This window comes from Bradyrhizobium sp. U531, from assembly GCF_051710265.1.
In the GTDB taxonomy this organism is placed as follows: Bacteria; Pseudomonadota; Alphaproteobacteria; order Rhizobiales; family Xanthobacteraceae; genus Bradyrhizobium.
Window position 1 is genome coordinate 218,369 of sequence record NZ_JASVEN010000008.1, and the last position, 11,884, is coordinate 230,252.

Consider the following 11,884-nt stretch of genomic DNA (forward strand, 5'->3'; position numbering starts at 1 on the left):
CCTGCGCTACGGCTTGCTCGGGCGCAGCTCGACGCCGACGCCCTTGTTGACGAAGCGCAGCGTGTAGGATTTGCGGAAGTCGAGATCGGGCTTTACGACGCCGGCCTTGACCATCTTGTTGAAGAAGGAGCTGTAACGCTCGTCGCTCATGGCGCCGATGCCGTTCTTCAACGAGTCGCCGGAATCGACGATGCCGTGCTCCTTCATCTTGGCGACGGAATAGGCGAGCAGATCGTCGGTCATCTCCGGATTGAGCTTCTTGATCATGGCGTTGCCGGCCGAATTGTCGCGGTAGATGTAATTGTACCAGCCGATCATGGAGGCATCGACGAAGCGCTGGACGAGGTCGGGCTTCTTCTCGACGATGTCGCGGCGCGTCTCGATCAGGGTCGAATAGGTGTTGAAGCCGTAATCGGCGAGCAGCAGCACGTTCGGCTTGAAGCCGGCGGCCTTCTCCACCGCGAACGGTTCGGAGGTGACGTAGCCCTGCATGGCGCTCTTGGGATTGGCGATGAAGGGCTGCGGATTGAAATTATAGGGGCGGACATTCTTCTCGCTGAAACCATATTCGGACTTCAGCCACTGGAAATAGCTGCCCATGCCCTCCTTGGAGACGAACAGCGTCAGCGGCTTGAGATCCTCGATCTTGCCGACCTTGGCATCGGGCTGCGTCAACATCACCTGCGGATCCTTCTGGAAGATCGCGGCGATGGTCACGACGGGGACGTTGTTGGTAACCGCGTCGAACGACATCAGCGTGTTCGCGGCCATGAAGAAATCGATCTTGCCCGCGATCAGCAGCATCCGGTTGTTCTCATTGGGACCGCCGGGAACGATGCTGACGTCGAGGCCGTATTTCTTGTAGGTGCCGTCGGCCACCGCCTGGAAGAAGCCGCCATGCTCGGCCTCGGCGACCCAGTTGGTGCCGAAGGTGACCTTGTCCAGCGTTTCGGCCCGCGCCGGGGCGACCGATACCAAGGCGGCCAGCAGGCTCGCAGTTAACGCTCCGCGCAGTTGTGAGGGGGTCATAATGGCACTCCGTCGATCGCTTCCAGCCCAATCGCGTCTAGCTCGGGGCAAACCAACGCGGTAAAACCGCATGAAGTTCGGGGACACGAGCCGGCCTGGCCCGCGTCCCCTGATACCCCAAACTACGTGACAAATTCGGGCAAAGAAACCTTGATGACGCCGTCCCGCGACTGGACCAGGATCCGCTGGGCCGAGACCTCCTCAACGGAATCGTCGCGCTGGATCGCAGTGCTGCCACTGGCGGCGACCGAGCAGCACGGCCCGCATCTGCCTGTGACCACCGACGTGCTGATCGCGGACGCGTATCTGGCGCGCGTGCACGAGCTTCTGCCCGACGACGTTCCGGCCAGTTTTCTTCCCGTCGAAGCGATCGGTATCTCCACCGAGCATATCGACTATCCCGGCACGCAGACGCTGCCGACCGAGACGGCACTGAAGAAATGGACCGCGATCGGCGAAGAGATCGCGCGGCGCGGCGTGAAAAAGCTCGTCATCATCACCAGCCATGGCGGCAACAGCGCGGCGATGATGCTGGTGGCGCAGGATCTGCGCGCGCACCAGAAGCTGTTCGTGGTGACGACGTCGTGGTCGCGGCTGTCGGGCGCCGACACATTGTTCCCGGCCGACGAAGTGCGCCACGGCATTCATGGCGGCGCCGTCGAGACCTCGATCATGCTGGCACGCTATCCCGACAAGGTGCGCAAGGAAGCGATCGCGGATTTTCCCGCGAGCAGCATCGCGATGGAGCAGCAATATCGCTGGCTGTCGACACAGCGCCCGGCGCCGTTTGCCTGGCAGGCACAGGATCTCAACGCCAGCGGCGCGATCGGCAATGCGACATTGGCCGTGGCCGAAAAGGGCGAGCAGTTGATCGACCGGGGCGCGCGGGCTTTTTGCGAGTTGCTCGGCGAGGTCGATAACTTCGACGTGAACAGGCTCGCCAAAGGCCCCCTCGGCTAGCGACCATCCATCTGAGATCATTAAAGAAAACTCTTCGCCTCGGGAGCGGATTCGCCGCATTCGAACCGGACGCGAAGAGCCTCCGTCCAACTGGGTACGCGGGCCACAACGGACCGCCTCAAACCCGGATGGAGTTTCACATGTCGATCAAGACCAAGATTGCCGCTCTCGCCCTCGCGACCCTCGCTGTCACCGGCACCATGCTGTCCACCACCTCGCAGGCGCAAGCCAAGCCGCCCGGCTGGGTCTGGGGTGTCGGCGCCGGCATCGCCACCGCCGCCGTCGTCGGCTCCGCGATCGCCGCCAGCAACGACCCCTATTACAACGGCTATCACCGCTGCGGCTGGACCCCCCGTTACAACGCCTTCGGCCAGTACGTCGGCAGCGTTCGTACCTGCTACTGATTTGAGTACCTGAGGCCGATCTTTCGTGGATCCTGCGTCCGACACGGGCGCCTCATCCACCCCCGTGTCGTGCCAAGACCCGCCCGGTTGTCCCCCCGGGCGGGTCATTCATTTCCAAGCCACCAGAACGCCCTTCCGACTGCACGTCCCGCGTGTCAGGATTCGAATGGACGGCAGGAGGGCGAGGATGAATTGGCGGGTCCGGATTGGATCGATCATGATTGCGGGGCTGACGCCGACGCAGGCCTTTTCCGAGCCGGCGCGACAGCCGCAAGCCGTGATCTACGCCGAAAATCGTCCCGCCGTGGACGTCGAGCTCGTGATCGCGGTCGACATTTCCTACTCGATGGAAATGGAAGACCTCGCGGCCCAACGAGAAGGCTTTGCCAAGGCCGTTGTCTCGGAGGAGTTTCTGCGCGCCTTGCGGGCCGGCCCCACCGGCAAGATCGCGCTGACCTATTTCGAATGGTCTGCCACGAACGACCAGAAGATCGTCGTCCCCTGGCGACAGATTGACGGACCAGAAGCGGCCAAAGCCGTCGCAGATGAACTCATGAAGGCACCCATCCGCCGCGGTTCGCGCACGTCCATTTCGAGTGCGATCAGGTTTGCCATGCCGCTGTTCGGGCAAAGCCCATACCGTGGCTCGCGCCAGATCATCGACATTTCGGGCGACGGCCCCAACAACACCGGCGATCCCGTCGCCACAGCGCGCGACGCGGCGTTGGAAAACGGCATCGTCATCACCGGCCTGCCGGTCTTGATCAATTCGACGCCGAACGGGACGACGGATATCAACCATGTCGACCACATCGACTGGTACTTTGAGGATTGCGTGATCGGCGGCCCCGGTGCCTTCGTCATGCCGATCACCGGTCGCGAAGACTTCAGGGACGCGATCCGGACCAAGCTTGCGCTCGAGGTCGCGGGCCGCACGCCAAGCCGTTCGCCTGCCCCGGTCGGAAACAAGGAGCCGCGGGTTCTCTGCACGATCGGTGAGAAGCTCTGGCAGCAGCGGTGGGGTCCCCATTCCGCGGCGAACAAGGATGTGTCCCCTCCGGCAGGCGCGAGCAAGGCTACGGTCAGCCCCGTCAGTCAGGACGACGCGCTGCTCAATAGGAAGATTAAAGGCATCTGCCGCGGCTGCTAGGCTCCCGCTTCGGGCAGCTGCCTGCCGCTGACCCTCTTGGTTTGGCTGCGGTGTCGGGTTTCGGGCCGGCCGGCCCCCTTTCGGCGATGTTGCAGCCCCGTCACACAGGAATGCGAACCATGACCTGCGGCAATCCGTGTCAGTTGCTATTGCGAATTAATCGCAATAGAGTTCGCAACAGGATCGGGAACTTGGGAAGAAATCGCACCGGATTGAGATCATCTCGCCGGTCGCCTCGATAACCCAGGGACCTGATGACAGGATCGCCACGAATCGGCAGGGATGTCGGCTGCGGCGAATGGGATTTGACTCGCGTTTGGGGGCGTGCGTTTTGACGTTGAGGGGTCATCGTTACAGGTACTTGCAGACGGCCGCGGCAATCGCCTCGGGCGTGCTGGCATTTCCCGCACTGGGCCGCGCGGCCGATCTGCCGCTGAAGGCACCGGCGCTGAAGGCTGTCTATGACTGGACCGGCCTCTATATCGGCGCGCATGTCGGCGTGACCCGAGGCAACTCCTCGGCGACACTGACCGATCCGACATTCGCAGCCGACGATCACGTCTTCACCGGCGCGACCGGCGGCGTCCAGGCCGGCTACAATTGGCGCCTCAATTCGGGCCTGCTGTTCGGCGTCGAAGGCGACATCTCGTTTCCGAACTACCTGCCTTCCAACCACGTCGTGTCATCAGCGACGACCGCGCTGTCGTTCGCGGAGGAACGCTGGGACTATGTCGCGAGCCTGCGCGCGCGGCTCGGCTACACCAGCGGCAATTGGCTGGTCTACGCCACCGGCGGCGCGGCCTTCACCGGCGAGCGCTTCCTCTCGACACCAACGGGCGGCGTCGAGGAAAAGGTGCTGCACACGCGGTTCGGCTGGACCGCAGGCGGCGGCGTCGAATACGCCTTTGCGCCGCACTGGACCACGCGGCTCGAATATCTCTACAGCAAGTTCGAGAACGCCAACGTCACCTTCCCCTCCGGCGGGCAATATGCCTCGTCGATGGATTTTCACAGCCTGCGGATCGGCCTCAATCGCAAGATCGACTGGCCGGGCGTGCCGACCTACAATCCCAAGTCGGATATCACCGACACCGAGTCGAACCGCTGGGAGATCCACGGCCAGTCGACCGTGCTGGGCCAGGGTTATCCGGCATTCCGCGCGCCCTATACCGGACCGAACAGCCTGCTGCCGTCAGCGGATTTCCAGCAGACCTGGAGCAATTCGCTCTATCTGAACGCGCGGCTGTGGGACGGCGGCGAGGTCTATTTCAATCCGGAGCTGCTGCAGGGTTTCGGTTTCAACAACACGACGGGCGCTGCGGGCTTCACCAACGGCGAAGCGCAGAAGTCCGGCTTCCCCTATCCGCATTTCAATGCCTCGCGGCTGTTCGTGCGCCACACCTTCGGCTTCGGCGGCGAGCAGGAGGAGCTTGCCAGCGGCCAGCTTCAGCTCGCCAGCAAGGTCGACGTCTCGCGCCTGACCTTGCAGGTCGGCAAATTCTCCGTGGTCGACGTGTTCGACGGCAATTCCTATGCGCATGATCCGCGCAAGGACTTCATGAACTGGTCGATCTGGGCGTCCGGCGCCTTCGACTATGCCGCCGACAAGCTCGGCCTCGGCTACGGCGCCACCGCGGAGTTGAACCAGAAGCAATGGGCGCTGCGCGCCGGCTATTTCCTGATCGACGCCCAGTCCAACTCGAACAATTTCGACATGAATATCGGCCGCCGCGGCGAATATGTCGCGGAGCTCGAGATGCGCTATTCGCTGTTCGGCATGCCGGGCAAGCTGCGCACGCTCGGCTTCGTCAACAGCGCGTTCTCCGGCAGCTATCGCGAGACGCTGGACAATCCCGCGTTCGGCGTCGACATCAGCCAGACCCGCCGCAGCCGCATCAAATACGGCTACGCACTCAACCTCGAGCAGGCGATCACCGACGACATCGGCGTGTTTGGCCGCTGGAGCTGGAACGACGGGCGCAACGAGATCATGGCCTTCACCGACATCGACCGCAGCCTGTCCGGCGGCGTCTCGGTGAAGGGTACGAGATGGGGCCGGCCCGACGACGTCGTCGCGCTTGCAGGCGCCGTCAACGGCCTGTCGCAGGACCATCGCGACTTCATCGCCGCCGGCGGTCTCGGTCCCTTGATCGGCGACGGCCAGCTCAACTACCGCCGCGAGCGCGTGCTGGAGACCTACTACGCTTATGCGCTGAACAAGGCGCTGACCTTCACTGCCGACTACCAGCTGATCGTCAACCCCGCCTACAACGCCGATCGCGGACCGGTGTCGGTGTTTTCAGGACGACTGCACGGCGAGTTCTGAGCGCAGATCAGGCGCGACCTGGGCGCGCGCCTCATCCTTCGAGACGCCCGCTTCACGGGCTCCTCAGGATGAGGCTAAGCAACATCAGTGCTCGTTGATACTGCAGCCGCACGCTCCGCCCTCATCCCGAGGAGCGCGCATTTGCGCGCGTCTCGAAGGATGGACCGCGAGCGACGTTGCTCACGCTCGCGGTCTAGGCCGCGCGGATCGCGTCCAGGAATTTGCTGACCTCGACCTTGAGACGGCTGCTCTCGCCGGACAGCGACCTGGCCGACGTCAGCACGTTGGCGGACGCCGATCCGGTCTGGCTCGCGCCATGCTGCACGTCGACGATGCTGGCGGAGACCTGCTGGGTGCCGCGCGCGGCCTGCTGCACGTTGCGGGAGATTTCCCGCGTCGCAGCGCCCTGCTCCTCGACCGCCGAGGCGATCGCGGATGCGATCTCGGACATGCGCGTGATGGTGTCGCCGATCGCCTTGATGGCGCCGACGGACTCCTCGGTCGCGCTCTGGATACCCGTGATCTGCTGGCTGATCTCGCCGGTGGCCTTGGCGGTCTGTTCGGCCAGCGCCTTGACCTCGGAGGCGACCACGGCGAAGCCGCGGCCGGCCTCGCCCGCGCGCGCCGCCTCGATGGTGGCGTTGAGGGCGAGAAGATTGGTCTGGCCCGCGATCTGGCTGATCAGCTCGACGACATCGCCGATCCGTCCTGCGGCCCTGGCGAGCTCACCGACATGGTCGTTGGTTCGCCCGGCCTGCTGCACCGCCTCGCCGGCGATGCGCGCGGAGTCCTGCACCTGGCGGCTGATCTCGTCGACCGACGAGGCCATCTCCTCGGCCGCAGCGGCGACGGTCTGCACGTTGGTGGAGGCCTGCTCGGAGGCGGCCGCGACGGTCGCGGTGACCTTCTCCGATTGATCCGCCGCGCTCGTCAACGTTCCCGCGGAGACTTCGAGCTCCGAGGACGCCGACGATACCGTGTTGATGACGTCGCCGATCATGGCTTCGAACTCGCGTGCGATCTGGTCCATGCGCTGGCTGCGCCGGAGCTTGGCATCGGCCTCGATCGCGGCGGCTTCGTCTGCGGCCTTCTTGGCCAGCAGCGAATCCTTGAAGTGCCGCAGCGAGCCCGCCACTTGGCCGATCTCGTCATCGCGGCCCGTTGCGGGAATCTCGACCTCGTGCTGCCCGGCGGCGAGCGTTCCGATCACGTCTGCGATCCGGCCGAGCGGTGTCACCACGCGCCTGCGCAGCATCATGGTCACGGCGCCGAGCGTTCCGAGCAGGGCAAGCACGGCCACGCCCGCCAGCGCGAGCATCGCCAGCGCGCCGTTGCGCGCCGCCGAGGCGCGCTCGCCCGCTTCGGCGAGCGCAGCGTCGCGCACGCCGTAGAACATCTGGATGGCGGGGACGATGACGGTCGCCAGCTCCTCGGCGGTGCCGCTGTATTTTCCGTCGGACCTCGCTGCGGGCATCTCCTTGTCGACGACCGGCGCCGCTTTTCCAAAATAGGTCTCCGTCGCGGCTTTCAGCGCGTTGGCGATCCGGGGCGGATTGCCGAGCTGCTCCATGCCGGCTTCGATCCGCTCGCGGTCGGCTTCCACGCGTCCCTGCATGCGGTCCATCAGCGAGAATTCGGCGGCGACCATCGGGCGGCGTGCGGACAGCGCCGGCGACAGCGTGGCGGCGCGGCTGCCGGCCGAAACGCGCAGATCCTGCGCCGTCCGTGCCAGGCTCAAAAGGGCCGCCAGCGAGGAATCGGCGTTGACGACCTGCCCTTCGAGCCGGTTCATGATGGGCTCGATATTGGTGATGACCTCGGCGACGGCGGGCAGGAAGCCCTTGACCACGGCGCTGTCGCGCGCCGCCAGCGGAACGCTCATCGCACGATCCGCCGCAGTGTAGATGTCCTTGAGCCGTCGCGCGGCGCGATCCAGGCTTTCGACCATCGCTGCGCTGTCATCGAGCACCAATATGGTGCGCCGCGCGGCCTCAAAGCCGGCATCGGCCGCCTTCGCAGCCTTGCCGGCAGCTTCGCTCTGGGCCGGCGTCGCGACGCCTTCCTGGAAGATGGGGGAGATGTAGGGCGCACGCAGTCCGGCGACGTGCTGACTGACCGTCAGCATCGCGCCGAAGGCATCGACGGTTTTGATCGCGTCGGAGCGGTTCGTGAAGATGCGGGTCTGGGGTATCAGCACCTCGGCACCGAGGATGACTGCGAAGATCGTCACCGTCAGCATCGACAGCGCGAAAAGTTTCCCGATGCGCATCTTGGGTCCCCCGACTAGATTTCTGCAATGTCGAAAACCTAGCGAGCGGCCACTAAGAGCCCGTTAAACACGGGCGACTCCGTAGTTCCACGGGTGGAACCCCCTTGGAATAGCTGTGCGGATGACCCGCGCCGGGCGTCAAATGCGGCAAGATTGCCGGCATTTCCGCGCCAAATACCTATATCAAGGCAAGTGCCGGTTATCCCAGGCACACTCCCTTACCTTGGAACGTCAATGCTCTCCGTCGAACTCGTCGTCGTCGTCGTTCTCATCGTCATCAATGGCCTCTTGTCGATGTCCGAACTGGCCGTGGTTTCGTCCCGCCCCGCCCGGCTGTCACTGCTTGCCGCCAAGGGCGTGCGCGGTGCCGAGCGGGCGCTGACGCTGGCAGCCGATCCCGGCAAGTTCCTCTCGACGGTGCAGATCGGCATCACGCTGGTCGGCGTGCTCTCCGGCGCGTTCTCCGGCGCAACGCTCGGACAGCGGCTGACGCAATGGCTGGTCGATCTCGGCATGTCCTCCGGCGTTGCCGACATCGTCGGCGTCGGCATCGTCGTCACGCTCATCACCTACGCCACTCTGATCGTCGGCGAGCTGGTGCCGAAGCAGGTGGCCTTGCGTAATCCCGAAAGCATCGCGGTGAGGGTTGCGCCGGCCATGCACGTGCTCGCGAAGGTCTCGCTGCCGCTCGTCTTCCTGCTCGATCTCTCCGGAAAGCTCATCCTCACCTTGCTCGGCCGCGGCGGCAAGTCCGAGGAGAAAGTGTCGGAGGACGAGATCCATCACCTCGTCAGCGAAGCCGAAAGCGCCGGCGTGCTCGAGCCCGGCGAGAAGGAGATGATCGCCGGCGTGATGCGGCTCGGCGACCGGCCGGTCGGCGCCGTCATGACACCGCGCACGGAGGTCGACGAGATCGACCTGAACGACGATCCGGCCGCCATCCAGGCCATCATCGCCGGCAGCCCGCATTCGCGCTTTCCCGTCTCCGACGGCGACCGCGACAAGCCGATCGGCGTGCTGCAGGCCAAGGACTTGCTGGTCGCCTATATGAACGAACGCGAGCCCGACCTGCGCGCGCTGGTGCGCGAGGCGCCCGGCATCCCGGCATCGGCAGACGCGCGCGACGTGCTGACCATCCTCAAAGCCGCGCCGGTTCACGTCGGCTTCGTCTACGACGAATATGGCGGTTTCGAAGGCATGGTGACGGCCGCCGACATTCTCGAATCGATCGTCGGCGCCTTCCATTCGGAAGAAGGACCGCCGGAGCCGGCCTTCGTCAGGCGCGCCGACGATTCGCTGCTGATCGCCGGCTGGATGCCGGTCGACGAATTCGGCGAGCTGCTCGGCATCGAGCTGCCGCCGCACCGCTACAACACGGTGGCGGGCCTGGTGCTGCAGCAATTCAGCGTGCTGCCCGACGTCGGCGATGCCTTCGACTTCGGCGGCTGGCACATCGAGGTGGTCGATCTCGACGGACGGCGGATCGACAAGATCCTGGCGAGCCGGTTGACCGAGGTCGAGACGGGCTGAGGCGAGCGCGCGAGCGCCAGCTCATCTCACCCGAACCGCACGCCGATCCGCCTCTCCTTGCGCCAGACCACGGTGCACGACAGATGCGTTCCGTCGCCTGTGAGAAACAGGTTGAAATGGTCGGGAATGCCGACGGGGCTGGTGACGTCGAGCGCCGCGCCGGTGTCGGACAGGTTGCGCACGGTACAGTCGATCCCGCCGCCGCCGAACGCGATCGTTCCGGCCTTCAGCACGCGATGTCTCGCTTTGTCGCGTCGTTCATCCATGGGTCCAATCTACACCCAAAGTTGAACCAACCATTAATGTCCCGCGTCCCCTCGCGGCGTCTCGCGCACGGACCGGTATTTCCGTATGGCGGAGCCGTAGTTTTACTGCGCCGGCTGGAACGTGTCTGGCCGCGCCATCTGCCAGGCGTCGCGGAAGCGCGGGTCTTCGGTGCCTTCGAGCAACTCGCCCGGGCGCAGCGAAGGATAGAGCTGTGCGAAGGATTGCACCTTGGTCGTGGACGTCCGCTGGCTGAAATGAATCGGACGCAGTTGCTGCGGATGTTCGAGGCCGGCGGCGGCGATCAGCTCGGTGAGGGAATGCAGCGTCGCGTGGTGGTAATTGTGCACGCGGTCGATCTTGAGCGGCACGTAGAGCGCGCGCGCCCGCGTCGGGTCCTGCGTCGCGACACCGGTCGGGCAGCGGTCGGTGTGGCAGCTCAGCGACTGGATGCAGCCGAGCGAGAACATGAAGCCGCGCGCCGAATTGCAATAGTCCGCGCCGATCGCCATGGCGCGGGCCATGTCAAAGGCGGTGGCGATCTTGCCGGAGGCGCCGATCCTGATGCGGTCGCGCGCATTGATGCCGATCAGTGCGTTGTGGACGAAATTGACGCCCTCGCGCATCGGCATGCCCAGATGGTCCATGAACTCCAGCGGCGCAGCACCGGTGCCGCCTTCATTGCCGTCGACGACGATGAAGTCGGGATAGATGCCGGTCTCCAGCATCGCCTTGCAGATCGCCAGGAATTCCCAGGGATGACCGATGCAGAGCTTGAAGCCGGCGGGCTTGCCGCCGGACAGGCGGCGCATCTCGGCGATGAACTGCATCATGCCCGTTGGCGTCGAGAACGCGCGGTGCGAGGCCGGCGAGATGCAGTCCTCGCCCATGGCGACGCCGCGGATTTTCGAGATCTCCTCCGAGACCTTGGCCGCCGGCAGCACGCCGCCATGACCGGGCTTGGCACCCTGGCTGACCTTGAGCTCGACCATCTTGATCTGGTCGTCGGTCGCGACACGCGCAAACGCTTCGGGATCGAACGTGCCGTCGAGATGACGGCAGCCGAAATAGCCGGAGCCGATCTCCCATATGATGTCGCCGCCCATCTCGCGGTGATAGGGGCTGACGCCGCCCTCACCGGTGTCGTGCGCGAAGCCGCCCTTCCTGGCACCGGCATTGAGCGCGCGCACCGCATTGGGGCTGAGCGCGCCGAAGCTCATCGCGGAAATGTTGAACACCGAGGCTGAATAGGGCTTCTGGCAGTCGGGACCGCCGATGCTGATGCGGAACTTCTCCTCCGCATGCGTCTTCGGCGAGACCGAGTGGTGCATCCACTCATAGCCCTCGCGATAAACGTCCTCCTGGGTGCCGAACGGGCGCTTGTCGAGCTCCATCTTGGCGCGCTGATAGACCACCGCGCGGGTGTCGCGCGAGAACGGCATGCCATCCTTCTCGCTCTCGAAGAAATACTGCCGCATCTCGGGGCGGATCTCTTCGAGCAGGAAGCGGATATGCGCCGCGATCGGATAGTTGCGCAGCACCGCGTGGCTCTTCTGCAGGAGATCGCGAACGCCGAGCAGCGTCAGCGCGCCGAAGATCAGGATCGGGACCAGCAGGATGTCGAAGATCTTGCGATCGACGATACCGATGCCGATCAGGAGCGTGGTGACGACCGCGCAGATCGTCAGCACGATGAAGCGCGGCGAGAAGGGCAGCAGCAGGGTTTCCATGATCCCCTCCTCCGCCAGCGGCAGGCGCTTGGGGGACGGGTGTTGGGAGGCTACCTGCGTCTTGGTGTCGTCGGCCACGATTCCCATCCTCTCGCCAGCATGAGGCGGTACGATACGCCCTCGCCTGTCATACGGATATGACGCGGCCCTTGTTTCAGGCTAGCGAATTCGGCCGAGACAAATCAATCAGCCGGATGGCCGGGTTTTGCGGTGCAGCAAGGG

The 11,884-nt window shown here is 64.7% G+C and carries 9 protein-coding genes; 5 read left to right on the forward strand and 4 right to left on the reverse strand.

What is annotated here, in order from left to right; all coding sequences use genetic code 11:
* Nucleotides 1-6 precede the first annotated feature (6 nt).
* Nucleotides 7-1,029: an ABC transporter substrate-binding protein gene (locus QRQ56_RS30065; protein ID WP_438744856.1), complete on the reverse strand. Its 1,023-nt coding sequence runs from the start codon at nucleotides 1,027-1,029 to the stop codon at nucleotides 7-9.
* A gap of 153 nt (nucleotides 1,030-1,182) precedes the next feature.
* Between QRQ56_RS30065 and QRQ56_RS30070 the strand changes: the two genes are divergently transcribed.
* The 4 genes from QRQ56_RS30070 (at nucleotide 1,183) to QRQ56_RS30085 (ending at nucleotide 5,869) form a co-directional block, all read left to right on the forward strand.
* Complete coding sequence (locus QRQ56_RS30070; RefSeq protein ID WP_438744857.1) at nucleotides 1,183-1,989, forward strand: creatininase family protein; 807 nt, start codon at nucleotides 1,183-1,185, stop codon at nucleotides 1,987-1,989.
* Between the two features lie 140 nt (nucleotides 1,990-2,129).
* Complete coding sequence (locus QRQ56_RS30075; protein ID WP_438744858.1) at nucleotides 2,130-2,393, forward strand: hypothetical protein; 264 nt, start codon at nucleotides 2,130-2,132, stop codon at nucleotides 2,391-2,393.
* A 187-nt stretch (nucleotides 2,394-2,580) separates the two neighbouring features.
* On the forward strand, nucleotides 2,581-3,543 hold the full coding sequence (locus QRQ56_RS30080; RefSeq protein WP_438744987.1) for a DUF1194 domain-containing protein: 963 nt from the start codon (nucleotides 2,581-2,583) through the stop codon (nucleotides 3,541-3,543).
* A gap of 361 nt (nucleotides 3,544-3,904) precedes the next feature.
* On the forward strand, nucleotides 3,905-5,869 hold the full coding sequence (locus QRQ56_RS30085) for a carbohydrate porin (protein WP_438744859.1): 1,965 nt from the start codon (nucleotides 3,905-3,907) through the stop codon (nucleotides 5,867-5,869).
* A 193-nt stretch (nucleotides 5,870-6,062) separates the two neighbouring features.
* On the opposite strand, the gene QRQ56_RS30090 is transcribed toward QRQ56_RS30085, so the two are convergent.
* Complete coding sequence (locus QRQ56_RS30090) at nucleotides 6,063-8,138, reverse strand: methyl-accepting chemotaxis protein (RefSeq protein ID WP_438744860.1); 2,076 nt, start codon at nucleotides 8,136-8,138, stop codon at nucleotides 6,063-6,065.
* 234 nt (nucleotides 8,139-8,372) lie between these two features.
* Here QRQ56_RS30090 and QRQ56_RS30095 point away from each other — a divergent pair, with 234 nt between their 5' ends.
* Nucleotides 8,373-9,668 (forward strand): hemolysin family protein, encoded by a 1,296-nt coding sequence (locus QRQ56_RS30095; RefSeq protein ID WP_438744862.1) that lies wholly within the window; start codon nucleotides 8,373-8,375, stop codon nucleotides 9,666-9,668.
* A gap of 26 nt (nucleotides 9,669-9,694) precedes the next feature.
* On the opposite strand, the gene QRQ56_RS30100 is transcribed toward QRQ56_RS30095, so the two are convergent.
* Both QRQ56_RS30100 and QRQ56_RS30105 read right to left on the reverse strand, forming a co-directional pair.
* Nucleotides 9,695-9,934 (reverse strand): PilZ domain-containing protein, encoded by a 240-nt coding sequence (locus QRQ56_RS30100; RefSeq protein ID WP_438744864.1) that lies wholly within the window; start codon nucleotides 9,932-9,934, stop codon nucleotides 9,695-9,697.
* A 102-nt stretch (nucleotides 9,935-10,036) separates the two neighbouring features.
* Nucleotides 10,037-11,749 (reverse strand): FMN-binding glutamate synthase family protein, encoded by a 1,713-nt coding sequence (locus QRQ56_RS30105; RefSeq protein WP_438744866.1) that lies wholly within the window; start codon nucleotides 11,747-11,749, stop codon nucleotides 10,037-10,039.
* Nucleotides 11,750-11,884: the final 135 nt, after the last annotated feature.